Below are 26535 nucleotides of genomic sequence, written 5' to 3'. Positions count from 1 at the left end.
TTCAATTGCCGGGTGTAACTCAATCTTCAAACGATGCAGGCCCAAATGTGGGAGGGGGCTTGCCCCCGATAGCAGTGGGTCATTTACAGATGCATGCACTGACACACCCTCATCGGGGGCAAGCCCCCTCCCACATTGGATCTGTGTGAATCAACTAGTTGGTGCGGGCCCCCTGGTTGATCCAGGTGCCAATCAAATCCCGCTCCTGCTGAGTCATCTGGGTAATGTTGCCCAGCGGCATGATCTGGCTCGCCACGGCTTGCGCCTGAATGCGCGCGGCCTGTTGCTGGATCTGCTCAGGCGTGTCGAACATCACCCCAGCCGGTGCGGTGCTGAACAACGGGCTGGTGGGCTTGGCCGAATGGCAGACGGTACAGCGCTGTTCGATCACGTTGTGCACCTGGCCAAAATCGGTGCTGGCCTGGGTCGGTGCCGGTTCGGCCGCAGGAGCGGCAGGCTCGGCCGGTTTTTTCAAACCCCCACCCAGGGCGGTTTCCGGCAATGGCTGGTACTCGATGGCCGCTGGTGCCTTGGCGATCGGCTCGGCGGGTTTTGGCCCGGTCACGTACGCCAGGCTGATCATTGCCAGCGCGCCCACCGGCAAGGTCCACGCATACTTCTGGCTGTTATGCCGAGTGTTGAAGTAGTGCCGCACCAACACCGCCGCCACGGCGATCCCGGCCAGGATCAGCCAGTTGTAGTGGCTGCCATAGGTGCTCGGGAAGTGGTTGCTGATCATGATGAACAGCACCGGCAGGGTGAAGTAGTTGTTGTGCCGCGAGCGCAGCAAACCCTTGGCCGGCAGCGCCGGGTCGGGTGTGCGGTTTTCGGCGATGGCCGCCACCAGTGCGCGCTGGGCAGGCATGATGATGCGGAACACGTTGCCGACCATGATCGTACCGATCACCGCACCCACATGCAGGTAAGCGCCACGGCCGCTGAACACCTTGCTGAAGCCGTAGGCCGCTGCAATCAACAGCACGAACAGGATCAAACCGAGCAGGGCAGGGCGCTTGCCCAGGGCCGAGTCGCAGAGAAAGGAGTAGATGAACCAGCCGGCAAACAGTGAGCCGATGCCCAGCAATACGCCTTCGGTGCCGCTCAGGCTGCTGCCGGGGGCGAGCAGGTACAGGGTCGGATTCCAGTAGAACACCACGCACAGCAGCGCAATGCCCGACATCCAGGTGAAATAGGCTTCCCATTTGAACCAGTGCAGGTTGTCCGGCATGGTCGGCGGGGCCAGTTTGTATTTTTCCAGGTGGTAGATGCCGCCACCGTGAATCGCCCACAAGTCACCGGCCAGGCCGCTCTTGGGGTTGACGCGATTGAGGTTGTTTTCCAGCCAGACGAAGTAGAAAGAAGCGCCGATCCAGGCGACGCCGGTGATCATGTGAACCCAGCGCACGCTCAGGTTCAGCCATTCCATCAAATGTGCTTCCACAGTCTTTACCTCTCGCCTGTCACCCTTGTTGTCGGGTGATCAGACCTTCTCTTATTGGTGGGGGGCGAGGATCAACCGCTCATCCTCTTTGAAAAAATGCTCATCGCAGTTATTGCCTGTGCCACTGCGATCAACCACCAGGAAGTCATCCCGCTTTTCGATCGTCAGCACCGGGTGGTGCCAGACGCCGCGATGGTAATTGATGCCCTGCCTGCCGTTGGTGACGAAGGCGCGGACCAAGCCTGATACAGGTACATCGCCAAGTGGCGCGACCACGATCAGAAAGGGGTTGCCGAGCAGCGGAATGAAGGCCTGGCTGCCCAGCGGGTGTCGCTCCAGCATGCACACGGTCAGCGGCATGTCCTGCGCGTCGGCGCGGAAGATGCTGATGATGGCGTGGTCTTCAGGCTGTGCTGTTTCGACCGTCGCCAGTTTGTGAAAGCGCATGGTCGACCCATTGTTGATCATGAAGTGATCGCTGCCATCGGTTTCGATAACGTCTCCGAAAGGGGCGAAGGCTTCTTTGGTCAGGGGTTCGATCATCAGGGTGCGCATGGCTGTCTTCTTATCCGAATTCTGTGTTGGATCTGTTGTTGTGGCGAGGGAGCTTGCTCCCGCTGGGCTGCGTAGCGGCCCTGAAATCTTGGGAGCGCTTCGCACTCCAGCGGGAGCAAGCTCCCTCGCCACAGGGTTCACCGCTTATTTGGCTACCTTGCCCAGTACCCGCAGGCGACTCACACCGCCATCCGGGAACACATTCAGACGGATGTGGGTAATCGGCCCCAGCGCCTTGATCTGCTCAGCGAAGGTGTGTTCGGCGTGCATTTCCAGCTTCTGTGCCGGCAGCAGTTCACGCCAGAACAGCGATTGGGTCTCGATCTGGCTGTCGGTACCGCCCTTGACGAAGGCGCCCTGGATCGAGCAAGTGTCCGGGTAGTTGCCCTTGAAGTGCAGGGTGTCGACGATGATTTTCTCGATCTCGCCAGGGTGGCCCAGCGCGACGATTACCCAGTCATTGCCCGGCGTACGGCGACGCGCGGTTTCCCAGCCATCGCCCATGTTGATGCCACGGCCCGGGTTGAGGATGTTGCTCATGCGCCCGAAGTGTTCATCGGAACAGGCCAGGGCACGCCCGCCGTTCAAGGCTGCTGCCAGGTCGACCTGTTCGTTGTCGCCCACGGCGGACCAGTCGCGGAACGGCACGCCGTACACACGCAAACGGGCCACGCCGCCATCCGGGTAGATGTTGAACCGCAGGTGGCTGAACGCCTGCGCGTTGTTGATCTCGTGGTAATGGTGGCTGTTGCCTTGCAGCTCCACGGCCGACAGCACTTCCACCCACTGGGTGTTGGCATCCGGCTCGCCCGAGGCGAGGAAACAGGCCTCCAGGGAGGCCGATGGCGGGAAGTTGCCGGTGAAGAATGAAGTGTCGATGTCCACGCCTTTGATCGAACCCGGTACACCCAGGCGGATCACCGCGCTGTCGTAGCCTTCGAAGCGCTTGCGGCGTGACTCCCAGCCGTCCATCCACTTGCCGTTGTCATCGAAAACGCCCTCCTTCCACACGGCCGGGGTCGGCTGGAACAGGCGGTTGGCGTCGGCAAACCAGTCATCGGTAACGGAAATGATCTTGGTGCCCAGGCGGGCGTCGGCCAGGTTGACGAACTTTTCGAAAGGTACGGCGTAAGCTTTCATTCTTCTTGTCTGCCTTGGATAGAGTGGCTGGGAATGGTCGTTTAGAGGGTCAGTAATCGGAACAACGCGATCTTGTTGATCTCGTCCAGCGCGCACTTGAACTCGACGTCTGTGTTGTTGTGGATGCGCGTTTCGAACGCGGCGAGGATCTGGTGCCGGTTGCTGCCTTTTACCGCCATGATGAAGGGAAACTTGAACTTGGCTTTATAGGCCTCGTTCAGCTCGGTGAAGCGCGAAAACTCTTCGGCCGTGCATTGGTGGATACCCGCGCCCGCTTGTTCATCGGTGCTGGCTTGGGTCAGTTGGCCCTGGACGGCGGCTTTGCCGGCCAGGTCCGGGTGAGCATTGATCAGTGCCAGTTGACTGGCGTGATCGGCGCTCAACAGGATATCGCTCATGCGCTGGTGCAGGGTTTCGATCTGGTCGATCGATGCGTCCTGGCCCAGGTCGAAGGCCTTTTCGGCCACCCATGGCGAGTGTTCGTAGATATCGGCGAAGGCGGCGACGAACTCATCGCGGCTCAAGCTCGACGGTGTCAGGGTTTGGAACGCAGTCATTTCGCCGCTCCCGTATAGGGGTGGGTTTGCTGCCAGTGCCGGGCGATGTCGACGCGGCGGGTGAACCACACCTGTTCGTGGCTCTTGGCGTATTCGATAAAGCGCTTCAACGAGGCCAGGCGCGCCGGGCGGCCGATCAGGCGGCAGTGCAGGCCGATGGAAAGCATCTTCGGCGCCTCGGCCCCTTCGGCATACAGCACGTCGAAGGCGTCCTTGAGGTACTCGAAAAAGTCATCGCCCTTGTTGAAACCCTGCACCTGGGTGAAGCGCATGTCGTTGGTGTCCAGAGTGTAAGGGATGACCAGGTGCGGCTTGCCGGTGGGCGTGTTCGGTTCCCAGTAGGGCAGGTCGTCGTCGTAGGTGTCGCAGTCATACAGAAAGCCGCCTTCCTCCATCACCAGGCGCCGCGTGTTCGGCCCGGTGCGGCCGGTGTACCAGCCCAGCGGGCGTTCACCGGTCAGCTCGGTGAGGATGCGGATCGCTTCGAGCATGTGCTCGCGTTCCTGGGCCTCGTCCATGTACTGGTAGTCGATCCAGCGGTAGCCGTGGCTGCAGATCTCGTGGCCGGCGGCAACCATCGCGCGGATCACGTCCGGATGGCGCTGGGCGGCCATGGCCACGGCGAAGATCGTCAGCGGGATGTCGAATTCCTTGAACAGCTTGAGGATGCGCCACACCCCGGCACGGCTGCCGTATTCATACAGCGACTCCATGCTCATGTTGCGCGCGCCCTGCAGCGGTTGCGCCGAGACCATTTCCGAAAGGAAGGCTTCGGACTCTTTGTCGCCGTGCAGGATATTGCGCTCGCCGCCTTCTTCGTAGTTGAGTACGAACGACAGCGCAATGCGTGCCTTGCCCGGCCAATGGGGGTGAGGAGGGTTACTGCCGTAACCGATCAGGTCGCGTGGGTAGTCAGCGCTCACTGCAGTCTTCCTTCTTGTTCGTGGTAGCAAGTGTGTGTGGCGGCCGGGCAGTGGACAGACTGGGTGGCGTCACAGCGATGAGTGATTGTATACAACTTATCGCGAACTTTGTAAGCCCGCATTTCTGCATTTTTTCGCTGGGGCTCGCCATAAGGGGTGTAGCAAGAAACTTGCCTGACTGGTCAGCTAATGGACAAAAGGTCGTTTAAAAGCAAGGATTACTCGGGAACTGGCCGCTCAAGCAACAAGCACGGGCGAATCCGAAGTTTTGTGATTTTTATTGTGTACAATTTTTTTAGAAAATGTCTTAATCAGCCATCGCCGGCTTTTTCGATGCCCTGAAAGAGTGCGGGCTCTCTACGACTGACTGCGGGAGGCGCGACAACGCCATGGGACGCTTGACTACACATGTATTGGACGCTGCACACGGCTGCCCCGGCAGCGCCATCAAGGTTGAACTGTACCGCGTCGAAGGCGCGCAGCTGGCCCTGGTCGCCACGGCCGTGACCAACGACGATGGCCGCTGCGATGCGCCATTGCTGCAGGGCGACGACTACCGCAGCGGTGTCTACCAATTGCAGTTCAGCGCCGGCGACTATTACCGCGCCCGTGGCGTGCAATTGCCGGAACCTGCGTTTCTCGACGTCGTCGTGCTGCGCTTCGGCATCAGCGCCGAGCAGGATCATTACCACGTCCCGCTACTGATTTCGCCTTACAGCTACTCCACCTATCGCGGTAGCTGAGCGTCACCTCGCTTCATACCCCCAAAGCTCTTCGTTGGTTTTTCGCCCGCCCACACTGCGGGCTTTTTTTCGGCTGCGCGTTCACTTATCTAGCACCTTTTGAACGGCGCCGGTGCCTAGGCTGGGTCTTTTCCTCACAGAGAAGAAGCCTATGACGTCCTTGCCCAATCCGCCGGGTGCCGCTCCCCCCGCCAGTCGCTCCGCCGAGCCCACCGATACCGAGGCGCCGGATGTCGTTATCGAAGAGCAGTCTCGGAACATTCGCGAGCAGTTGGAAGCGCGGGTCAACAGCGCCACCCATCCCAGCCGCCTGGTCAACCAGATCTGCCTGGCCGACATGCGGTGCAGCGAGTCGGTAAACGCACTGTTACGCCTGACAGGCCGCTCGCCAAAAATCCTCCAGGTGGTCCGCGCCGAGCTGCGCAATGCGTTCGACATCGACCCGGACAGCTTGCTTTTCACCGAGCCCAAGCCGCCCCTCCAGCCCGAGAAGGTCAATACCCTGACCGATCGAGCGCTGGCATTGCTGGTGCAGCCGCACGTGTCGATCAACGTCAATCAATTCACGGCCTTGAGTATCAAAGGCGATCCGGGGCGACGCTTGCCCTTCACACCGTTGGTGGCCCTGGAGCGCGTAATCGCGTTGAGGCTATTTGAGCGGCTGGCCCAGGCGGCAAGCCAATACTGGGACTCCCTGGCGCAAGGATCATGGCTCTCGCGTCGGGAGCGCTGGGTGGAGTTACACAAGCATCTGTTTGCGGAGCGGGCGTTTATAGCGCGGCAACTGGAAGAACTCTCGAGCGCGGGGATGGCCATGGTCCAGGCCGTGATTGATGCTCCAACCTCAGAGGCACGCCAGCGTGCAGGTGGGGAGCGGGCCAGCGTGCGGGTGGCCGCGTTGATGTGGCCCGGTACGCCGTCAATAGCGATCCCCGGCGCAGTGCATATTTACCGCGAGAATGATCCCGCCGATGTTCCTCATATTGTTTACCTGCCGGGCGTGACGCGCAATTTTTACGAGTATCCCTCCTTTGCCGTCGCGCAATGCGGCCTGCTGGAGTTAAACCGTTCCCTGTTTCACAACCTCTGGCACTGTTTGCCGTTGAACCGTCGCAACAAGCTATGTCGGCCCGAGGACTTGTCCCCGGCGTCCAGTGTTGTTCGAGGCCTGGAAGTGATGGGCGATGCACTGGCACTTGGCGCGCAGGCGCTACTGAGTGAGCAATGGGGAAACGAATTGGCCTGCGCGGTGATGGTCAATTCCGCCCATGTGTTTTCTGATGAGCGACCGCGCGCCCCGCCACGCAATGCCGCACGCTTTCTCAGGTATGTGGAAGGGACCAGAAAGCAACTGATCGGCAGCGCTCGGCTTGGCGAGCTTCGTGAGCCGTTGCTCAAATGGGACGAGCAACGACGACGCACGGAAATCATCTTCGCCAGCACCGGCCTCGGCTTGGCCCTACGCACCGCGAAGCAGCAGATCCAACGTTACGAAACAGGGCTGCTTGCGCTGCTGGATCCGCAGGATCTCAGCGTAGAGACGCCAGCGTATAAAGAGTTCGTGTCGCTGACCAACCGCCTTAAGGAGCATACGCAGACGTTGAGTGCGTTGGTTCGGGACGCGCGGCCGCGATTGCTTACCCTGGGCTTTTGGAGCGAACGCCCCGACGGCACCGGAACGCCCAGGCGTGCTACCGCGTTTTTGAGCGCCCAAGCCGAGGTGCTGCGCTGCGAAGTTGAGTTGCAACACCGGCTCAAGCTACTGAGCACGGCCCATCGCGACTTGGTCATCGAGGTGCTGGACCATCCGCTGCCCCGCCAACGTGCAGACAGTCAAACCCAGGTGCTGTCGATCGCCGTGGGCAACGAGCCGGATGCCTTCTACCCACTCCATAACGCGTGGGTGGTCACGACGGCTGCGGCGGTGCGGGTTCCGGTCCGCCAGCTTCCGGTGGTGCTGTACATGTTCGGCGAGGATGGCGGTCTCCAGGCCTTTGCCGGTTTGGACGCCTTGACCCTGGGCGTCAAGGCGAGCTTGGGCAGTCTGGATGACTCTGTGCTGTGGGGCTGTGTCGAACGCGATAAACGCAACGACCTGCGCGCCCATGCTGTGCGTAAAACATTGGCCGTGCGCTACTTGCCCATCGATGGCAAGCCTGCACTGGTCGCACTCAAGAAACTTCTGGGTTGCCATGATCGCCTGAATAAAAGCACCGAGGACATCACCCGGATTTTCAGCGAGGTGACGAGCGCCGAGTTGAGCCGCACGCTGCTGGCGTATGAGCTGGAGCGGCATCTTAACGTCCCGCCCAATAGCGCCCTGAATCAGGCTCAGGCCAACATTGAGCTGGTGCGCAAGGTCATGTCAGAAGCGAAAAAAATGCCGGTATGGCTGGCGTCCGCCACACGTGCCCGGCGTAAACACTTCAAGCGCTCTCAGCGTGTTTATCTGAGTGGCTTGTTTGCTTACAGGACCCGGCTTGAGGAGCGCTTGCCCAACCTGTACACCTTCGCTCGCGCCGCCTTGACTGCGCGGTTGCGCCAGGAGGGTATCTCCGAGGAGCTGGATATCGACCAGCCCCTGGTGGATATGCCCGATAATGTGTACGCCAGCTTTTGCGACCGATTTGATAGCCGCTGTGTGGTGGGTGATCGCAAAATCATATTAACCCCGAGCGAAACGCGGATGACCTTCAGCCTGCTGCAACTGGCGCTGCATAACCTGGACCCTCTGGCGACGTGGACAAAGTGGCGATTTGAATACGCCTCGTTTTTGCAACCTGCCTGGAAACAACGGCTCAGCGCCGAATTTCTGATCCGTATAGTCTCGTCGCTGGATATAGGTGGCCAGCACGACGCTTTGATCCGCAAGGAATTTTATCCGCCAGTGGCGCATGACCAGTCGCTCAGCAAAGGACGGATTCCCGAGTTACTCAAGCGCGCTTTACGCGCAGGTGTTCAGCATCATCTGTTTTCAGCGATACAGTGCGGCCTGACGGCAGATGCGCAAAGTCTGTTCAGCACGGCGATGGCGGCCCGCATCCCGCAAGACCTGATGAAAAACCAGCACGAGTTGCAAGTGCACGCGGTGCATCTGGTGGGCCACACCATGCAGCATGATCGCTATATCGCCGGGCTAGTGGTGGTGCAGGACAAACGCACTGGTCTTTGCGTGGTTTATTGGCCGCAGGCTGCGCCCGCCTTGGTCCTGACCGAGTACAGCAGTTTGCAACAGGCCCAGGACGCCCTTAATCGCATTGGCGCATTGCCTGAAAACATCAGGATACTCGCACGGCAAGTCGCCCCGGGCTGGGCGTTCGAGGCCATCAACCACCATCCGGACAAGCTCGACGAGACGCTCAGGTTTTATGAGATGACGCCTGCATTTATGCTGGTGCGTGGGATATGGCAGGTACGTGAGTTCATTCGCTCATTCAACATCACGCATCTAGAGCCGACCGTGATACTTGATGAGATTGAAAAAATAATTCATGAGCAGATTGCCAGTGATAAGGGGCGCTGGCTGGTGCTGGTGCCCACATCACACAGTGACGCCCAGGCCTTGTTATACCACGCCAATGTCTTTGAGTTGCAACGCCAGACCCAGGCCGCCAGTCAGTCCGGCAAGGCGCTGAAAGCCTATCGAACCCGCCGCCTTGCTGAGCGACACGAGGGCACTCCAAGGCGGTTGGTGGGGTTTATTTTCCCGCTATTCGGGATGCTCAATGACTTCTATGAATTGCTGGTGGCTGCGCGGCGTTATCACCGTTTTGGCGATCCCCACGATGCGGTCGATGTGGGCTTTATGAGCGCCTACATGGCGATTGATCTGTTGCTGAGCTTTTTACCCGGCCCCAAGAAGGTGGGCAGGGCTGTTGTGGGTACTGGGCGCGCCGTCCATAAGCTTGCCTTGAAAGGCTTGCACCGTTTGCGCATGACGACGCGAGGCGCTTCGCGCTCGGCGTCGTCAGCGGGTACTCAACTGGACGTCTTGACGCGTTTCAAAGTCGACGGTGTGCCTCAAGGGGCGGTTGAACTGAGAGCGCCGAGCGAGAAGGGCGTCTATGTCAAGAATGGCGAGGCGTTTGTGACCGATGACGCAGGCCATTACCCACTTTACAAGCGCGCCGGTGAAACCACGTATCGCGTGAAAAACTCGCAGACGCCGGGGCAGGATGAGTTGATTTTGAACATTCACCAGCCCAGGGAGTGGTTGCTCGGTGCGGACGCGCCGCAGCCGGTCGCGGGAACGAGTTCGGGGACACTGCGTCCGTGGCGTGCGCCCACGCCAGAGCCGCCGGGCTGGCAACCACCCGCTGTACGGACCGCGACGGAGAACAGAATCACCCAGACATTCTCAACGTCTACCCAATGGCTGGAGTGGCCTATTCAACGTCAGATGGACCCAGGTATGAGTTCGGTGGCGCCCGACATTTTTTACGTTCCGGCGGATGCCGGGGGGGTGCCCCATAACGCCCTGATGATACCCACAACGGACACGCCCGCGTATTACAGATTGCTTCCCGCGGGGGACCAGGCGCCTTTGACCGGGATCGTTTTTATCCAGCCGGACAAAGTATCCGGATCAGCAGCCTGGGTCGACATCAGGCGTTGGACCAGCACGGCGATGCACGAACAACCTTTCCCGGTCTCTTACAATTCGGCAGGCGGATGGACGCTCCATGCCCGCTTGTTTGACAGGCCTTTGGTGGACTATACGACGACGGCCTTCCCCAACCTGACAAGCCATAGCCGCGAATTTGTCGTGGCAAGGGTGGTCGAGTTGAGCGGTCCGGATCGTCCGGCAACGGCCACTCATCTGCTCAATATCCGTGCGACGCTGGATGAGTGGTTACCAGCGCTACCCGCCAGGCCTGGGCAGACGGATGATCTGTTGAAAATGTTGCGCCCCACTGAAAGCCCCGGCAACTCGGTGTTCATCGGCTATGACGGCAAGGCGCCTGGTTTCACGCGTGTTGACTACGTGCCGGCCACTTTGGAGGTGCAGCTCCAGCACGGCGGCAAAGCGGTGATGGCGCAGAGAGAGGGCGCGCAGCGTGCGGCCGTCAGGACGGTGCTTGAGCGGCAGGGTTTCACTGTCGTGGAGCGCAGCGGGACACGCTACTTCAGACCTGCCCATGAATTGATCGCCACGCATCCCAACTCTCCTGGCCAACTCTACTATGTGACCTGTGAATGGGTTTCAAGGGCGTCCTTCAGAAAAGGGGCAAAGGCCAGGCAAAGCTGGATACGTGCGTTCCGGGCTCCCATAGACTCGGAGCTGACAGACGATATCAACCGTGCACTGAGGAGTAATCGCCTGGTTCGGATTATTGCAGGTATCCAATGGCCGACTGCGGGACGAGTCCCGCCCTCCGTTTACTTCATCAAATTGTCGCTCGAACCTTGATCAGCGACGCCACGCCGGCACAGCCGAACAAGGCGGCACTGATGCGGTTGAACCAGCTCTGGCCCGAGCCGCTGCGCAAATACCGCGCGGCGCCCTGGGCGCCCAGGCCGTAACCCAGCTTGCAGAGCAGGTCGAGTGCGGTCCAGGTGGCGATCATGGTCAGCAGTTGCGGCAGGAATGCGTGCTCGGGGCTGAGAAATTGCGGCAGGAAGGCGGCAAAGAACAGGATGTCCTTGGGGTTGCTGGCGCCCAGTACAAAGGCGCGGCCGAACAGCACGCGAAAACGCGGGGTGCAGGCCACCTGCGGCACATTGGCAGCCTCGGCCGGCTGGCGTGATTGCTGCCAGCTCTGCCAGGCCAGGTAGAACAGGTACAGCGCGCCGACGATTTTCAGCGCGCTGAATACCTGTTCGGAGGCCAGCAACAGCGCGCCCAGGCCCAGGGCCGAGGCGCTCAGCAGGCAGATCGAGGCAAACACCCCGCCCAGGAACGCCGGGTAGGAACGGCGCAGACCGTAATTCAAGCTGTTGCTGATCATCAGCAGGGAAAGAGGGCCGGGGATCAGGATCACCACCAGCGCCGCGCCGCTGAACAGCAGCCAGGTTTCAATCGTCATTTCATTGCTCCAGTAGTCAGCGGCAAGCTTCAAGCCGCAAGTTAAAGCCTGTCGCTTGCCGCTGAAAACGTGCTGCTATGTCATAGAAATACAAACTTGGCGATAAAGATCACACAAAGCACCCACAGGCTGGCGGAAATTTCCTTGTGCTTGCCGGTGCCGGCCTTCAGCGCGACATAGGTGATAAAGCCCAGCGCGATGCCGTCGGCCACCGAGAACGTCAGCGGCATCATGATCGCTGTGACGATGGCCGGAATGCTGTCGGTGGCCTCGTCCCAGTTGATATGCGCCATGCTCGCCATCATCAGCATCGCCACGTAAATCAGCGCGCCCGCTGTGGCATAGGCCGGAATCATGCCGGCCAATGGCGCAAAAAACATCGCCGCCACAAACAGAATGCCCACCGTCACGGCCGTCAGCCCTGTGCGCCCGCCAGCGGCAACCCCGGCGGCGCTTTCCACGTAGCTGGTCACGGGTGGCACGCCAACCATGGCCCCGAACACGCTGGACGCGCTGTCGGCTTTCAATGCGCGGGACAGGTTATCGATCTTGCCATCGGCCTTGACCAGCCCGGCGCGCTGCGCAACGCCCATCAGTGTACCGGCTGTGTCGAACATGTGTACAAAAAGAAAGGCAAATACCACGCTGATCATGCTGATATTGAATACACCCTTAATGTCCATGGCCATCCAGGTCGGCGCCAGGCTCGGCGGGGTGGAGAGAATGCCGTTGTAGTGCACCAGGCCCAGGCCCCAGCCTGCCAGGGTCACGGCGATGATGCTGATCAGGATCGCGCCGAATACCCGGTGGTAGCTGAGGATCGCGATCAGCAAAAAGCACACCGCCGCCAGCAGCGGTGCGGGTTCGTGCAGCGAACCGAGCTTGATCAGCGTGGCGGGGCTGTCGACGATGATGCCGGCGGTTTTCAGGCCAATTACCCCCAGAAACAACCCGACACCCGCGCCCATGGCGTGGCGCAGGCTCACCGGAATACTGTTGAGCAGCCATTCGCGCACGCGGGACAAGGTCAGGCCCATGAACAGCACGCCCGAGACAAACACCGCACCCAGCGCGGTTTCCCAGTGGTAACCCATGGTGCCGACCACGGTGTAGGTGAAAAACGCGTTCAAGCCCATGCCCGGCGCCAGGCCCACCGGCCAGTTGGCGTACAGGCCCATCAACAGGCAGCCCAGGGCGGCGGCGATGCAGGTGGCGACGAAGGCTGCGCCATGGTCGATACCGGCGTCGGCCATGATGTTGGGGTTGACGAAAATGATGTAGGCCATGGTGATGAAGGTGGTGAGGCCGGCAATCAGCTCGGTCTTCACTGTGGTGCCATGCAAGCGCAGTTTGAACAGGCGTTCCAGCCAGCCGTGCTGCGGCGGGCTGAGGTCCAGGGTTGGGGCTTCGGTTTTGCGGCTATCCACAGCGAGTACTCCTCTTATTGTTATTTCCAGCGCCGGTCACATCAGTGGGCAACAGCGCTTTGAGGTACTGGCGGGTTTTGTTGACCAATGGGTCAGGAACTCGCACGAAGCGAATTATGCTTTTGTATACAAATAAAGCAAATAATGTTTTCGATTATCTTGGCGCAAGGGGATGAAAGGCAGCTTCCACAGCGGCTCAGCAGGTTTAATTGCGCAATACGCCTTGAAACAATGCTTCGCTACCCTCATTTTGTTGGCGCAAGCGCTCGCTCAGAGCGCGCACAGCGGCATAAAGGGGAGCCCATGTACAAGGTTTATGGCGATTACAGGTCGGGCAACTGCTACAAGGTCAAATTGATGCTCAACCTGCTGGGCATTGCGTATCAATGGATTGATGTCGATATCCTCAAGGGTGACACCCAAACCGCAGAATTCCTCGCCAAGAACCCCAACGGCAAGATCCCGGTACTGGAACTGGAAGACGGGACCTGCCTCTGGGAGTCCAACGCGATCCTTAACTTCCTCGCCGACGGCAGCGAGTTTCTGCCGAGCGAGCCGCGCTTGCGCACCCAGGTGTTGCAGTGGCAGTTCTTCGAGCAATACAGCCACGAGCCGTATATCGCAGTGGCGCGGTTCATTCAGTTTTACCTGAACATGCCGCAAGATCGTCTGGAGGAATACAAAACCACCCACAAGGGCGGTTACAAGGCGCTCAAGGTCATGGAGCGTCAGCTGCAAGCCACGCCGTATCTGGTGGGCGAGCAGTATTCGATTGCCGACATCGCGTTGTATGCCTACACCCATGTGGCCCATGAAGGTGGGTTTGATCTGGCGGCCTATCCGGGTGTACAGGCATGGCTGGCTCGGGTGGCCGGCCATCCAGGACATGTCCCGATGATGGACTGACAACAAGCAGCCTCTCTGCTGGCGTTGGCGTTGCTCAAATGCCCGCGTCGGCAGACGACGAGTCGATGAAGTGGTTGGAAAATTCCGTTTGTGGGACCTGCAAATGGGAAATTCTTGGTTTTAAGCAATTTGAGGCAAAAAGCACGAACCGTTTCTGGGACGATGTGGGTAATTAGATGAACTAAAAATTACGCCACGCGGGAACGTTATGCTGCCACTTAATTATTTATGTTGGTTGCCGGATCGTATTTCATTAAACCCCTTGGATACCCTTGAACAGTCGCACGACCTCAAGTCGGGCGCGTGCAAGGTATTGCAACGTTATTATTTTCTGAATGCCGTCGCGCTGTCTTCCCGCACACACGCACATATGCTTGTGGAAACACTGGAATCGCTGATCGTTGCCAACCCGCACTTGAAAGCGCGCAAAGGTTGTCTGGTGTATGCCAAGACCCAGACGCATAACACGTTTTTTGATAATGATTGGCTGCACGAAGTCGCCGACGTGTGCGGGCTTGGTCATTGGGAAGTACTTAGCGTCAGCTTGAATCATTGTTCGTCGGCCTTGTCGGCGGTTCACTTGCTGAAAAACAGATTAATTAAACGTGGCGAGCCGATGTTGCTGTTGACGGGAGAAAAAGCCTTTCACAGCGCGATCAATCGGCTCGATAACAGCGTGCTGGCCGAAGTGCCCGCGGTGATGCTGCTCAATGCGGGGCCTGCCCAGTGGAATGTGACACATACCGCCGTCCGGCACATGGCCGGCTTCTATGATAATCACCGCCAGCAGACACCCGCGCGCCGACGCGAGTTATATGCGTCGCTGGAACATGATTACCACGACTTTTATCTTTATGCCGTGCGCCAGTTCAATGTTCCGCTGGAGAGTATCGACGCGATCGTCCCGTGTAATCTGGACCTGCCGATGCTTAAACGCGTGGTGGAGAAACTCGAGTTCAAAGGCATTCTGTTTACCGAGCATATTGCCGAGTATGGGCACGCTTACTGCGCCGATATTCTATTTAATCTGTCCGCGCTGCTGAAGAAGTTTACAGGGCAAAGAATACTCTGCCTGACCATGGGCATGGGCGTTACGCTTTCATGCGTGCTAATCGAAAGACACCAATCCAGTGAGGTTTTACATGTCAGATCTTCTTGTGGCGATTAATAAAGCACTTAACGAAGTCATGGCTTCGGCGGTGACGGTCAGCCTGGAAACGGACTTTAACGAAGACCTCGATCTAGATTCGGTGTTGTTTGTGCAGTTCTTGCTGACGCTTGAAGAGAAAGTGCCTGGATTAATGTTTGAGCCTGATCAAATCAGTCAGGATGCGTTCACCTCGGTCGGTAAGTTGATTGCCTGGATCGAGCAGCACCTGCAGGCGGAGCGTGCATATGCCTGACCGTCCGTTCAACAGGATTTATCAGCTGTTTGCGGGCAATGAGCCTGCCGAGGCAGTGCGGCAGTTGCGCCTGGAATTGCCGCCCCAGACCCGGCGCACGTTCAGTCAGGGCTATCAACTGGTGCCCCAGCAGCATGTGGCACTGGCCGACCCATCAGCGCAGGTAGACCGGGTGCTTGCCTCCCTTGGCCTGGACCTGCGCTGGCTGGGAGAAGAGCAAGTGATCGCTGCCGACGATACCCCGCTCATGGTCTCTGTCGCTGCCCGACTGGGCCTGTTGACCCGCATGCTGGGTATGAGCTGGACACACCTGTCCGCTCGCAGAAGCTTTGGCGTGAAAGCCACCCGGCACCAGTTGATCAAAGCCGAGTTCGCGGATCTGAGCAGCCACTGCAGCCTGTTGTCGTTGCAGTGGGGCATGCGGATCGAGGCGCAGGATTTCCAGGACGCTGAAGAGGACCATTGGCACATCACACAATTGACTAACAGAGCGGAAAAATTGATGGGAGGCCATGGCTATCTGCTTGGCGCGACCCACACGCTGTCTTATCTCTCGATGATGATTTACAGCCTGTATGGCAAGACTACCCGTCATCACGGCCTGCCACAGCGCGATAGCCTGGGGGAGGGTGTGTGAACACATCACCCAGCTTGGTTCTGTCGCAACGCCGCAGGGCTGGACGGGATATCGCAGACCTGTTGAAGCTCGCCTGGCCCATGATTGTGGTAGCCGTCGCGGTGTCTTTTTCACAAAACATGCAGACCGCCATTCTGGGACACGGCGCCGAGACCACCTCGATTTATTGGTTGTCGATGATTCAACCGTTCAGTTTTCTGTTCCTGGCGATTCTGGAATGTTTGGCTATCAGCAATCAGGTGTTCAGCGCCAGGTCAGTGAACCTCTGGTCAAAACAGAAAGTGTTGCGCGCCACCCTTCTTTTAGCCGTGTTGGGGGTTGTGGTCATTGCCTTGCTAAGTGCGGCGGTGGCCTTATCTGCGCCGTGGCTGGAAAGAGTGCTTCCTGTCGCGGGGGAACATTTTTATCAAGAGGCGCTTCCCCTGTATTTCCTTTCGATGGTGCCGTTCATTCAGCTGGAAATGTGCAACAGCGCCTTGCGCGGGCAGGGCAGAAGCGCGTCGAGCATGCTTCTGGTGATTGCCTTCATCCTCTTGAACGGCGTGATTTGCTATACCAGCTACCACGTGTACGGCTTGGGTTTTTATTCCATTATCGTGGCTAACGCGCTGGCGTCCTGTTTGTTGATTCCCGTTGCCACATGGTTGGTGTGGCATGTCGGTCGCCAGGCACAGGATGATCGCCCGCACGCATTCACTGCGCGCTTGAAAGGTTTGCTTCAGCAGGTTGGCTTGCCGATTTTCATATCGTTTATCGTGGTGTTTCTCAGTTCACTGCTGGTATTTCCCTTGATAGCAAAAGCCGGCGAACAGTATGTGGCCGCGTTCCTGATCATTACCAAGATCAGGATGTTCATTGTCATTCCTGCCGTGGCCTGCGGCTCCGCGTTGGCGATCCTGATAAACCAGCGATTGACGGTCACCAGCGGTGAAGGGCTGAAGTGGCTTTTGCACCGCGGGTTAATGTTTATCGCTGGGCTCTATCTGGTGCTCACTGCCGGGGTCTATTTCAGCGAGCGTACGTTGATCGGTCTACTTTCCGGCGACGGCGCGATCAGGGAGGCGAGTAGCCAGATGATGCTGGTTTTATTGCCGACGTTCTTTCTGACAGCGTTTGTAGCGTCGTTGCAGGCGCTGCTCGAGCAACTGGATCAGGCGCGACGTGTGTTGATACTGACGGTCATCATCGAGTTGACGATGGCGATAGTTTTATGGGCGGGTTGGGAGCACTTCTCCAGCGTGAAGCCAATCATGGCGACCATTATTGTATTCAGCGCCATCAATTTTCTGGCGTTTGCCAATGAATACTGGCGGCTCGCGAACAAGCTGGGGCGCGAGCATGTTCTTTAGTGTTATTTATCCGCTGCTGCTGATCGTGTCGCTGGTCCACCAGAATTACCTTCGTATATTGGTGGTGATGCACCGGCGGCCGACATTGCTGATGAAAGCTAAAGTCAGGCCGACGACGCACTACGTCCGAGTGTGTCGTTCAATCAGATTATTTGATCTGTATTCGTTGGACATGATGTCGTCTTACCTGTCCGCACTGTATGCCATGTACTTGTTTGAAAAGACCCGGCCATTGCCCTACAAGCCCGCAGAGATGATGTTGCTCAAGCAGTGCCGGCAGGAAAACTTCACGTGGCGCCATGCTCTCGTCAACATGTTCATCTACCCACAATCAGATCAGCAAGCAGAGAAAGTTTTGCTGCTGCACGGCTGGGACGGTCGAAGCATCATGCTCAGGCACCTTGCCCAGCGCCTGCAGGCAACAGGGTACAGTGTGCATGCGCCTGATCTGCCTGCACATGGAGCGTCCCCGGGCAGGGGCGTGTCTTTTTACGACCTCTCCAGCGCTGTGATTGCTATCGAGCGACAATATGGTCCGTTTTCGATAGTGATCGGCCACTCGTCCGGCGGGTTGGTGGGCTGTATGGCCGCCATGCAAGGGCTGCACTTCAAGCGCATGATCCTGATCAGCAGTCCGTGCTGCTTCGGCGAGGTAGTGGATAATTATGTACTCAGCCATAAACTGCCTCGTCATATCGCCAGCGCGATGAAAAAACTTTATCAGCTGCGTTACGGTGTTCATCCCGACAAGATTGGGCCTGAATGGATTGCACAGATAAAACAGCCGGTCTTGATTGTGCATGACAAGGGGGATATCAGCATCGACCTGGAAGATGCGATGGTGCTTACCCACGTACTGGAAAAAAGCAAACTGATAGTCACAGCGGGTCAGGGCCACAATGGCGCTTTGCGCGATGCCAGTGTATTCAAGCGTATCTCTGCTTTTCTGGAGCCTACCGCGCAGGAAGACGCTACCCGCATGGCCAATCCCGTATTGCGCCTGCGCCCAACTATTGATGTACGTTTCAAGAGTTAATGCGTTGCATCCCGCGTCGTGGCCTTCCCCTCAGGCCCCACTCACCTGACATACAGCCCGACCGAAATAATACCGTTACTGCCATTGTCGCTGTTACCCGGCAACAGGAAGACGACAGCCTGGCACTAATGGGAAAAGTCCGTGCTATACACAGCGTGCGAGTGGCCTGAGGTTAGTGCGTCGTTGGTTGGGTGACTTGTTATAAGGAGTTGATGTTGTTGATCAGCATGTTGCGCGAGAAGTCATTGCGCTGTATCCCAAAAATAAAGTCATACTCGCAAGCTTCTTTTCTGGGGTCCTGTCGTGTTGACTTCATGATGCATTGTTTGAGTTTAAGCGGGGTTTCATTATAGGTTTTGCTGAAACTTCGCGAGAAGTGTGGCAGTGAGGAAAAGCCGCAGGCATAGCTGATATCGGTCAATGACCATTCTGGCGCCAGCAGGATAAATTCCTTCGCCAGTGCCAGTCGGACCTTCCACATCCACTTGATCGGTGTGACGTTGTAAAACAGGTTGAACATTCGACAGATGTCGAAGCGGGACTTGCCACAGACTTTCTCCAGGTCTTCCAGGGTGATCTCCTCTGAAATATTTTCCACCATGTGGTTAATCACTCTGACAATGCACAGCGTTTTATCGGTGTGTGCATATTTCCCATAGGTTTCGAAGTGACGCTTATTCAGGTCGTCCATTATCTGTTGTGTAAATAATGACTGTTCCGCGTAAGTAATTTTACGTTCCCACATACAGACTCCGTTCTGCAGCGCTCGATGGCGTAGCTTTATTATGGTGTTGGCGTTGACTCGCGAATGAACAGGCAAATGCTATGCCACTATTTAACGAATTTAAGTGGCTGTTTGTTCAATGTTTTTTTAGATGTTTCGCACTACCAGAAACGCTCAGTCCCATTTTCGGGATATTTTTGAAAACCACGTTGTTGTTCGTCCCGCTAATGGGATTGCTGAGCGGCGTGTGGGGAAGGCAGCGCAATCAGTGTCTCGAAAATGCTTATACGGTGGTTCCGGAAGTGAAACTGTCGGCCATTGCTGTTTGGCTTTGAAAGACGACGAGGCGGATAAATCATTTTATTATCAGCACGTTATGAGTTTTAGCTTAAATTGGCACGATGCGTGCTAAAGCCTGCTTGAGCTTTTTTGAATTGGTACGGTTATGGATATCTCGATTTCAAACGAGGGAAACAAGAGTCAATGGAAAAAGCACCGTAATATTATTGCCGGTGGTGTTTTTCTACTCGTGCTGCTGTTGCTTATCTATAACTACCGATTTTCGCCCTACCAGGTAGTTCGCAGCAGCGTGGCCATTGCGGAAGTCAAATACGGTGATTTTTCTGTTGAAGTAAGGGGCAATGGCGTGCTTCTTCCTTGGGACATCAACTGGGTGGCCGCGAACGTTGACGCTCGGGTAGAGGAAGTCATTTATAAAGCGGGAATGAAAGTCAGCAAAGGTCAATTGCTGGTGGTCATGAGCAATCCGACACTTGAACAGCGGCTTCAGGAAAATCGGCTGGAGTTGGATGCGCGTCGCGCGGAGACGGAGGCAAAGAATGCCGAGCTGCAGAACAAGATTCTGAACCAGGAAGCGTTGACGCTGGATGCAAAGAGTCGACTGCTTGGTTCTACCCTGCGCCTGGCGGCCCAGAAAAAATATATTGCCGCAGTGCCCAGGCTGGAATATGAAACGACGCGCATTCTGACTGAACAGTACACGCAGCAGGTCGGCTTTGAAGAGCGGCGGTTAAAGACACTCAAACTCAGCGTGCAGGCGGATGTGAAGGCGAACTTGATGCGCCTCAACAAGATGGAGTCGCAGGTGGCATTGAGTCAGCAGGAAGTTGATTCGCTCAAGGTCAAATCCCCCATTGACGGCATCCTGCAGGACGTCAAGGTGCAGGTCGGCCAGCGGGTGACGGTGGGCAGTGATATTGCCCGCCTCGCCAAGGAAAAAGAGCTGTACGCCGAGCTTAAGGTCCCCGAGTTGCAGTCACGCGATCTTGCGGTGGGGCAGGCTGTCACGATCAACACAGGGCGCAGTCGTTTTACCGGTGTGTTGTCCAGGGTGGACCCGGCAGTGACGAACGGGACGGTCAAAGTGGATGTCACGTTCAATCAGCCGCTGCCTCAGGAGGCACGTCCTGATCTGAGTGTCGACGGCTTGATCGCCGTGACGAAAATCAATCATTCGCTATATGTCGAGCGTCCTCCGTTCGCGCAGAATAACCTACCCTCTATGCTCTACCGCTTGGATGAGAAGGACCGCTCGGCTACCAAAATGAAAGTCAATTTCGGGCAAGGGTCTGCTGATTACATCCAGATCACCGCCGGGCTCAAGGCTGGCGACAAGATAATTCTAAGTGACAGCACCGCGTGGCAGGGGGCCGACCAGATTGAAATCGTCAACTGATACCGCTCGCGCCGGCCTTCGCAACAATGCCCAGGAGACAGCAACCATGGAACCGCTGGTAAAACTGACTGACGTAAACAAAATCTTCCTGACCGACGAAATCGAGACTCATGCGCTCAGCAAGATCACCTTCACCCTTTCAAAAGGTGAGTATGTAGCCATCTCCGGGCCATCTGGCTGTGGGAAATCGACGCTCCTCTCGGTGCTGGGGCTGCTGGATACGCCTTCGAGCGGCACTTATCAGTTGGCCGGCCACAATGTCGACAGTATTTCCAAAAAACAGCGTGCGCAGGTGCGTAACCGAGACATCGGCTTCATCTTTCAGTCGTTCAACCTTATCAGCGACCTGACCATCGAAGAAAATGTCGCGCTGCCACTGACGTATCGCGCGGACATTTCCAAAGCCGAGCGGCATCAGCGGGTCGTCGAAGCCCTGGCCAAGGTCAATATGTCTCATCGCAGTCGCCACTACCCGTCACAACTCTCAGGCGGCCAGCAGCAACGCGTCGCGGTGGCCCGGGCGATTGTCGGCAACCCCTCAATTATTCTCGCGGACGAACCCACCGGCAACCTGGATTCGCACAATGCCGAGGCGGTACTCAACATCCTCGACAAATTGCATGGTGAGGGAGCCACTATCTGCATCGTCACTCACGATCCACGCTCGGCAGAGCGTGCACAGCGCAGCATTGTCCTGTCTGACGGAAAGGTTGTCGGTGATGGAGAACAGGTGCGGCAACTGACTCTGGTGAAGGAAGCATAAGATGCTTTTTGACATTCGCTACGCCTTGCGTCTACTCCTGAAGAGTCCTGGTTTTACCTTTATTACCGTGTTGATCATGTCCTGTGGACTGGCGTTGACCCTGTATATGTTCTCGGTGATCAACACCATTATGTTCGCGCCGCTCCCTTATCCGGACGGGAAAAACATGGTCCTGATCAATCCGACCGTGAATGGCGTCAGCCTCAGTGACTCGGGCTTGAACTTCATGGATTACAGCGACATCAAGGCGCGCGTTACCGAGCTTGAAGAGGTGGGGTATTTTTATGCCGAGCGCGCGGATATCAGTGATGGCAGCAAGGCAGTTTCCTATATGGCCATCAGAAACACCCCACAGATGTTTTCATATGCAGGCGTTCAGCCATTTCAAGGAAGAGTCCTGAATCAGGAAGATGTACAGGCAGGTGCCGAGCCCGTCGCGGTGATCAGCTATGCCATGTGGCAAAACTACTTTGCTCAGGACACGCAGGTCATCGGTCGCGATATCAGGATCAACGGCGTCCCTACGCGCATTGTCGGCATCATGCCGCAAAATTTCGCCTTTCCTTTCTTCCATGACTTATGGCTGCCGTCGCAGCTTGAACCTTCGCGGTACCTGGCGCGCAAGGGCGCTCCGGAAGTGTCGGTGTACGCGCGTTTGAAGCCCGGCACGAGCGTTGAGGATGCCAATCGCGACCTCAACAGGGTGATGCAGGCCGTCGCGCTTGAGCACCCGGAAAGTAACAAGGGGCTCTCTGCGCAAGCATTGACCTTCCAGGAAAATTTCATGGGCGAGGAGACCCGGCCGATCTTTATCGTCATGTTGTTCGCGGTCAGTTTTGTGCTGCTGTTGGCGTGCTGCAATGTCGGGAATCTGCTGCTGGCACGGACCACCGAGCGTTCCAAGGAAATCGCGATTCGCGTGGCGCTGGGCTCTCCCGCGGGCCGTCTGGTGCTTCAAATGATGCTCGAAAGCTTATTCATCTGTTGTCTGTCCGGTGTCGTGGCGGTCTTGCTGGCTGCATGGGGGCTGGAAGTCACCAACCAGATACTGCCTGGTTTCGTACCCATCAAGATCCCTTTCTGGTGGCAACTGTCCCTCGACAATGTGCTGATCTTCAATGCACTGGCGCTGGTAGCCATCACGGCGTTGCTCACCAGCGCCTTACCGGCCTGGAAAATCGTGCATGGCAACTTCAATGACGTGCTGCGCGACGGTACCCGTGGCGCGCAAAGTCGTGGTGCGGGCCGGATGTCACGGATTCTGGTGATCTTCGAAGTCGGGCTTTCCTGCTCGATCCTGTGTATCAGCGCGCTATTCGCAGTCCTGGTCTACCAGGCGACACGCGCGGACTACGGTGTCGATACTGATGGCTACCTGACCGCACAGATCCACCTCAACCCCAACAGTTACCCCGACGATGCCAGCCGTATCCTGTTTTATCAGCGCTTGCATGACGGCGTCGCCACGATCCCAGGGGTCGAACGTGCCGCATTGACCACCAGTGCCGTCGGGCAATTCACCCTGCCGCGCCAGGTGGATGTCGACTCGTCGACCAACAACACCAATGAGCGCTGGTCTTACCCGATAGTCAACGATGTACAGGTCATGCCCGGCAGCCTGTCCGCGATGGGAATCACGCCGACGTCGGGCAGGGAGTTCTCCCATGGTGATACCCAGGGCTCAGAACCGGTCGTTGTCGTCAGTCAGTCCTTTGCCGAGCAGTTCTGGCCCGGGCAACGGGATGTGATCGGCAAGCGTCTGCGGTTTCGTGATAACGATGACCAGCGCTGGTACTCAGTCGTAGGCGTGGTGCCCAGCGTTATTCATGGGCGGCCTTTCAGTGCATTTCGCCACCGCGCCACGGTGTATCGTTCCCTGGAACAGCAACCCTCTTCCTCATTGATGCTGGTGCTGCGCACCCAACAGCCGGAAGGCGTGGGCCCGGCGCTGATCGATGCGGTCCGCCAGGTGGATAACAATCTTTCGGTCAATCAGATCCAGACGCTGGATGAACGCCTGGCCCGCAACACTGCAGGCTTGCATTTTATCGCCAACCTTTTCATGTTGTTCGGCCTGGTGGCGATGATATTGGCCGCAACGGGTATTTACGCAGTGATGTGCAATCTGATCAATCAGCGTACCCAGGAAATAGGCCTGCGCATGGCCATGGGCGCCACTGAAAGCAATTTGTTACGTATGTTGATGCTCCAGGGCGGCAAGCAATTGTTGGCCGGACTTGTGATTGGCTTGCCGTTGGCGTTCTTCGTGGCGCCCAAGTTGACGCGTATCCTGGGTAATGGAAACACCCCGTTTGTGCTGCTCTTCTGGATGGTGGCACTGATGATTACGCTGGTTGTGGCCTTGGCGGTCTGGCTTCCTTCCCGCCGGGCGACCAATATGTCGCCCGCCGATGCGATTCGTTATGAATAAACGACTGCCGTGCTTCCACGCACGGTAGTACAAGCTGGATGCTTAACATGAACGATAAGAAACACATCCTGGTTATAGACGACGACGCCGGCATCCTGACCAGCCTCGATATCCTGCTACGCATGCACGGCTACGACGTGACGATGGAAACCCACGCTGATCGCCTGCTTGCGCATTTGTATGCGAGGCCCGTTGATCTGGTGTTGATGGACATGAATTTTCGCAAGGACACGACGTCAGGCGTGGAAGGGCTGCAACTGCTGGCCGAAATGAAGAAATTCGATGATTGCTTGCCGGCTGTGGCGATGACCGGGTGGGGAAGCGTCGACATCATCGTCAACGCCATGCGTGCGGGGGCGGCCGACTTTATTCAGAAGCCCTGGGATAACGAGCGTTTGCTGAGCATCGTCCAACAGCAGATCACGCTGAGCCAGACGCGTCGTTCGGGCAATTGCCTGCGTGAAGAAAACAAGCTGCTCAAGCTGGCGCTCGAAGATGACATGGACAGCGAATGGGTTGTCCGATCGTCGGCGATGCAACGTCTGATCAGCCTCGTGGAAAAGGTGGCGGTCACGGATACCAGCGTGCTGATCCTGGGCGAAAACGGTACCGGTAAAAGCCTGCTCGCGCGCTACATCCACCAGATTTCGTCACGCTGCGAACACAGTATTGTCGAAGTGAACATGGGCTGCATCAACGAGCAGCTTTTTGAAAGCGAGATGTTCGGCCACATCAAGGGCGCCTTTACCGATGCACGGGAAAACCGAATCGGTCGATTCGAATTGGCCGACAAAGGCACGCTGTTTCTCGATGAAATCGGTAACTTGCCCCTGACCCAGCAGGTGAAGTTGCTGCGGGTGCTGGAGGAGCGGCAGTTTGAGCGCGTCGGATCTTCACGTACGCAGACCACGCAGTGCCGAATTATCGCTGCCACCAATTCAGACCTGGAAAAGGCCGTGCTCGAGGGGCGTTTTCGTCAGGACCTGCTGTATCGCATGAACCTGATTCAGATTCAGCTGCCGCCGCTTCGAGAGCGGTTGGAAGACATCGAGCCGTTGACCGAGCGTTTCCTCAAGCGTTTTGCGCGCAAGTACAACAAGCCCCGGCCCGTGTTATTGCCGCAAGCGCGACAGGGCCTGCTTGAGTATTCCTGGCCCGGCAATATCCGTGAACTCAGTCACCTGCTGGAACGTGCCGTGTTGCTGTGTCGCGCCAGTGTGATTGACCTGGAAGACCTTTGCCTGCCGCCTTCGGTGTTGTCGCAGAGCACGGCGCGTTCGGTCACCGACGCGTCGGCAGGGATAAGCGATGCGTGCACCCTGGCCGAGGTCGAAGAAACCTTGCTGCTACGACGCCTGCGTCAGTACGACGGCAACGCGGTCAAGGCTGCCGAATCGCTGGGCCTGAGCCGCAGCGCGTTTTATCGCCGGCTTGAAAAACTAAAAATTTGCCATGAGTAAATTTTTTTACGCATTTGAAAGACGTCACCTGCTGTTGTGCAGCCTGGCGCCGATGGGCGCCATCATTGCCTATCTGCTGCTATGGTTTTTTCCGCACCAGTCCATTTACCTGAAGCTTTTCACGCTGTTCGTCTTGTGCGTGACGATGGTTTATTTCTGCTATCACTTTTTTCAGCAGTTGATCTACAAAATCAACGTCATATCCAATTTGCTCGAAGCCGTGGAACAGGAGGATTTCAGCCTGCGCGGGGTGTCCACCGGGGCGGGGGCTTTTGAAGGCGTTATCGCACAGATCAATGATATTTCCAGCCAATTGTCACGCCACCGTCAGCAGCAGCGAGAGATGGACTTTCTGCTGCAAAAGGTGATTTCCAACATCACGGTCGCGATCTATGCGTTGGACGCCAACCATCGCCTGATCTGGTGCAATGCGGCAGCGTCACGAATGCTGGGCACCTCGCTGGAGAAGTTGATTGGCGATCCCGCCAGTCGCTGGCAGCTGGATACCTTGCTGCTCAACGCCAATACGCAGCAGCCGGTGGTCTCCGAGCATGAAGGGCGACCAGGGCGTTATAAGGTTTCCAGTGACACCTACATGGTGGATGGCGTGCAGAACGTGCTGTTGTTTGTCAGCGACGTCGACGACATGTTGCGTCAGGAGGAGCAGAAAGCCTGGCAGGATCTGCTGCGCGTGATCAGTCATGAAATCAACAATTCCCTGAGTCCCATCGCCTCCATCAGCCAGATGCTGCAGCAGCATTATCGGCATAACGCTGAAAACTTACCGCCAGGTTTTGCCGAGGGTATCGACCTGATCAGCCGACGGGCGCGCGAGCTGATTGAGTTCATCAGCAGTTACAGGCAACTGAGCAAACTGGCGCCGGCACGCAAGGAGCCTCTGGATTTGGCCGCCGTGATGGCCGAGTTGCCACTGCTGTTCGCTCACCGCGTGATGAGCTTGCACGGACCGCGCCCGCTGATGGCCAGCCTTGATCGGGCCCAGATCCATCAGTTAATGATCAACCTGATCAAGAATGCCGATGAGTCGATGGAAAGCAGCGCTGAGGGCATCGACATCGAATGGGCCGAGGAGAAGGGGCGCTTGCGGATCACCATCCTCGACAGCGGAGTGGGGCTGACCAACCCGAAGAACCTGTTCGTGCCGTTCTACACCACCAAACCCAATGGCACCGGCATTGGCCTGATCTTTTGCCGACAGATTGTCGAAAGCCACGGTGGCTACTTGTCTCTGGAAAATCGTCATGAGCAGACCGGTTGCAAGGTCACCATCAATTTACCGTTGCAACGCTCTGCCTGA

General features: G+C 57.3%; 21 protein-coding genes. 13 read left to right on the top strand and 8 right to left on the bottom strand.

The genetic code is table 11. The annotated features are described in order from the left end of the window. Window positions 1-154: 154 nt before the first annotated feature. From SC318_RS18205 to puuE, 5 genes are all read right to left on the bottom strand, one after another. Window positions 155-1441, bottom strand: coding sequence for a urate hydroxylase PuuD (locus tag SC318_RS18205; RefSeq protein ID WP_320427926.1), 1287 nt, complete (start codon window positions 1439-1441; stop codon window positions 155-157). Window positions 1442-1492: 51 nt separating this feature from the next. After that, on the bottom strand, window positions 1493-1996 hold the full coding sequence (locus tag SC318_RS18200; protein WP_124387530.1) for an ureidoglycolate lyase: 504 nt from the start codon (window positions 1994-1996) through the stop codon (window positions 1493-1495). 144 nt (window positions 1997-2140) lie between these two features. Next, on the bottom strand, window positions 2141-3136 hold the full coding sequence (gene alc, locus SC318_RS18195; protein ID WP_320427925.1) for an allantoicase: 996 nt from the start codon (window positions 3134-3136) through the stop codon (window positions 2141-2143). 41 nt (window positions 3137-3177) lie between these two features. Continuing rightward, window positions 3178-3693, bottom strand: coding sequence for a 2-oxo-4-hydroxy-4-carboxy-5-ureidoimidazoline decarboxylase (gene uraD, locus SC318_RS18190; protein WP_320427924.1), 516 nt, complete (start codon window positions 3691-3693; stop codon window positions 3178-3180). Beyond that, on the bottom strand, window positions 3690-4616 hold the full coding sequence (gene puuE / locus SC318_RS18185) for an allantoinase PuuE (RefSeq protein ID WP_320427923.1): 927 nt from the start codon (window positions 4614-4616) through the stop codon (window positions 3690-3692). The genes uraD and puuE overlap by 4 nt, the downstream gene beginning before the upstream one ends. 389 nt (window positions 4617-5005) lie before the next feature. Here puuE and uraH point away from each other — a divergent pair, with 389 nt between their 5' ends. Continuing rightward, window positions 5006-5359 (top strand): hydroxyisourate hydrolase, encoded by a 354-nt coding sequence (gene uraH, locus SC318_RS18180; RefSeq protein ID WP_320427922.1) that lies wholly within the window; start codon window positions 5006-5008, stop codon window positions 5357-5359. Between the two features lie 151 nt (window positions 5360-5510). Next, window positions 5511-10769, top strand: a complete 5259-nt coding sequence (locus tag SC318_RS18175; RefSeq protein WP_320427921.1) for a dermonecrotic toxin domain-containing protein — start codon at window positions 5511-5513, stop codon at window positions 10767-10769. Here SC318_RS18175 and SC318_RS18170 read toward each other — a convergent pair. Together SC318_RS18170 and SC318_RS18165 are read right to left on the bottom strand one after the other, a co-directional pair. Continuing rightward, window positions 10747-11385, bottom strand: coding sequence for a LysE family translocator (locus SC318_RS18170; RefSeq protein ID WP_320427920.1), 639 nt, complete (start codon window positions 11383-11385; stop codon window positions 10747-10749). The two genes, SC318_RS18175 and SC318_RS18170, sit on opposite strands and share 23 nt — an antisense overlap. Window positions 11386-11465: 80 nt before the next feature. Further along, window positions 11466-12812 (bottom strand): NCS2 family permease, encoded by a 1347-nt coding sequence (locus SC318_RS18165; RefSeq protein ID WP_320427919.1) that lies wholly within the window; start codon window positions 12810-12812, stop codon window positions 11466-11468. A 303-nt stretch (window positions 12813-13115) separates the two neighbouring features. On the opposite strand from SC318_RS18165, the gene SC318_RS18160 reads away from it, so the two are divergent. From SC318_RS18160 to SC318_RS18135, 6 genes are all read left to right on the top strand, one after another. Then, window positions 13116-13718, top strand: a complete 603-nt coding sequence (locus SC318_RS18160) for a glutathione S-transferase family protein (RefSeq protein ID WP_320427918.1) — start codon at window positions 13116-13118, stop codon at window positions 13716-13718. A 208-nt stretch (window positions 13719-13926) separates the two neighbouring features. Further along, window positions 13927-14886 (top strand): 3-oxoacyl-[acyl-carrier-protein] synthase III C-terminal domain-containing protein, encoded by a 960-nt coding sequence (locus tag SC318_RS18155; RefSeq protein ID WP_320427917.1) that lies wholly within the window; start codon window positions 13927-13929, stop codon window positions 14884-14886. After that, on the top strand, window positions 14861-15121 hold the full coding sequence (locus tag SC318_RS18150; RefSeq protein ID WP_306493934.1) for an acyl carrier protein: 261 nt from the start codon (window positions 14861-14863) through the stop codon (window positions 15119-15121). The genes SC318_RS18155 and SC318_RS18150 overlap by 26 nt, the downstream gene beginning before the upstream one ends. Then, the gene (locus tag SC318_RS18145) at window positions 15114-15758 is read left to right on the top strand and encodes a hypothetical protein (RefSeq protein ID WP_306493933.1); all 645 of its coding nucleotides are present in this window, start codon (window positions 15114-15116) and stop codon (window positions 15756-15758) included. The genes SC318_RS18150 and SC318_RS18145 overlap by 8 nt, the downstream gene beginning before the upstream one ends. After that, window positions 15755-17107: an MATE family efflux transporter gene (locus tag SC318_RS18140; RefSeq protein WP_320427916.1), complete on the top strand. Its 1353-nt coding sequence runs from the start codon at window positions 15755-15757 to the stop codon at window positions 17105-17107. Before SC318_RS18145 ends, SC318_RS18140 begins: the two co-directional genes overlap by 4 nt. Next, the gene (locus SC318_RS18135; RefSeq protein WP_320427915.1) at window positions 17097-18143 is read left to right on the top strand and encodes an alpha/beta fold hydrolase; all 1047 of its coding nucleotides are present in this window, start codon (window positions 17097-17099) and stop codon (window positions 18141-18143) included. The genes SC318_RS18140 and SC318_RS18135 overlap by 11 nt, the downstream gene beginning before the upstream one ends. Window positions 18144-18342: 199 nt before the next feature. Here the strand turns inward: SC318_RS18135 and SC318_RS18130 are convergent, their stop codons facing one another. Continuing rightward, window positions 18343-18888: a helix-turn-helix transcriptional regulator gene (locus SC318_RS18130; protein WP_320427914.1), complete on the bottom strand. Its 546-nt coding sequence runs from the start codon at window positions 18886-18888 to the stop codon at window positions 18343-18345. Window positions 18889-19312: 424 nt separating this feature from the next. Between SC318_RS18130 and SC318_RS18125 the strand changes: the two genes are divergently transcribed. Genes SC318_RS18125 through SC318_RS18105 form a run of 5 tightly spaced genes read left to right on the top strand, consistent with a single transcriptional unit; the run spans window position 19313 to window position 26535 of the window. Next, window positions 19313-20563, top strand: coding sequence for an efflux RND transporter periplasmic adaptor subunit (locus SC318_RS18125; protein ID WP_320427913.1), 1251 nt, complete (start codon window positions 19313-19315; stop codon window positions 20561-20563). 46 nt (window positions 20564-20609) lie between these two features. Continuing rightward, entirely contained in the window at window positions 20610-21326 is a 717-nt protein-coding gene (locus SC318_RS18120) for an ABC transporter ATP-binding protein (RefSeq protein ID WP_306493928.1), read from the top strand. Between the two features lies 1 nt (window position 21327). Next, entirely contained in the window at window positions 21328-23757 is a 2430-nt protein-coding gene (locus SC318_RS18115; protein WP_320427912.1) for an ABC transporter permease, read from the top strand. Between the two features lie 47 nt (window positions 23758-23804). Further along, window positions 23805-25217, top strand: coding sequence for a sigma-54-dependent transcriptional regulator (locus SC318_RS18110; protein WP_320427911.1), 1413 nt, complete (start codon window positions 23805-23807; stop codon window positions 25215-25217). Then, window positions 25210-26535, top strand: a complete 1326-nt coding sequence (locus SC318_RS18105) for a sensor histidine kinase (RefSeq protein WP_306493925.1) — start codon at window positions 25210-25212, stop codon at window positions 26533-26535. The genes SC318_RS18110 and SC318_RS18105 overlap by 8 nt, the downstream gene beginning before the upstream one ends.

Source organism: Pseudomonas sp. MUP55 (assembly GCF_034043515.1).
Classification (GTDB): Bacteria; Pseudomonadota; Gammaproteobacteria; order Pseudomonadales; family Pseudomonadaceae; genus Aquipseudomonas.
The sequence above is the reverse complement of the archived record's forward strand: the minus strand, read 5'-3'. Positions and strand labels throughout refer to the sequence as shown.

Bases quoted from the DNA above. Each gene is read 5' to 3' on its own strand.
- SC318_RS18200 (WP_124387530.1), bottom strand. From the start codon at position 1,996: ATGCGCACCCTGATGATCGAACCCCTGACCAAAGAAGCCTTCGCCCCT.
- alc (WP_320427925.1), bottom strand. From the start codon at position 3,136: ATGAAAGCTTACGCCGTACCTTTCGAAAAGTTCGTCAACCTGGCCGAC.
- uraD (WP_320427924.1), bottom strand. From the start codon at position 3,693: ATGACTGCGTTCCAAACCCTGACACCGTCGAGCTTGAGCCGCGATGAG.
- uraH (WP_320427922.1), top strand. From the start codon at position 5,006: ATGGGACGCTTGACTACACATGTATTGGACGCTGCACACGGCTGCCCC.
- SC318_RS18175 (WP_320427921.1), top strand. From the start codon at position 5,511: ATGACGTCCTTGCCCAATCCGCCGGGTGCCGCTCCCCCCGCCAGTCGC.
- SC318_RS18170 (WP_320427920.1), bottom strand. From the start codon at position 11,385: ATGACGATTGAAACCTGGCTGCTGTTCAGCGGCGCGGCGCTGGTGGTG.
- SC318_RS18160 (WP_320427918.1), top strand. From the start codon at position 13,116: ATGTACAAGGTTTATGGCGATTACAGGTCGGGCAACTGCTACAAGGTC.
- SC318_RS18155 (WP_320427917.1), top strand. From the start codon at position 13,927: ATGCTGCCACTTAATTATTTATGTTGGTTGCCGGATCGTATTTCATTA.
- SC318_RS18150 (WP_306493934.1), top strand. From the start codon at position 14,861: ATGTCAGATCTTCTTGTGGCGATTAATAAAGCACTTAACGAAGTCATG.
- SC318_RS18145 (WP_306493933.1), top strand. From the start codon at position 15,114: ATGCCTGACCGTCCGTTCAACAGGATTTATCAGCTGTTTGCGGGCAAT.
- SC318_RS18135 (WP_320427915.1), top strand. From the start codon at position 17,097: ATGTTCTTTAGTGTTATTTATCCGCTGCTGCTGATCGTGTCGCTGGTC.
- SC318_RS18130 (WP_320427914.1), bottom strand. From the start codon at position 18,888: ATGTGGGAACGTAAAATTACTTACGCGGAACAGTCATTATTTACACAA.
- SC318_RS18125 (WP_320427913.1), top strand. From the start codon at position 19,313: ATGGATATCTCGATTTCAAACGAGGGAAACAAGAGTCAATGGAAAAAG.
- SC318_RS18120 (WP_306493928.1), top strand. From the start codon at position 20,610: ATGGAACCGCTGGTAAAACTGACTGACGTAAACAAAATCTTCCTGACC.
- SC318_RS18115 (WP_320427912.1), top strand. From the start codon at position 21,328: ATGCTTTTTGACATTCGCTACGCCTTGCGTCTACTCCTGAAGAGTCCT.
- SC318_RS18110 (WP_320427911.1), top strand. From the start codon at position 23,805: ATGAACGATAAGAAACACATCCTGGTTATAGACGACGACGCCGGCATC.
- SC318_RS18105 (WP_306493925.1), top strand. From the start codon at position 25,210: ATGAGTAAATTTTTTTACGCATTTGAAAGACGTCACCTGCTGTTGTGC.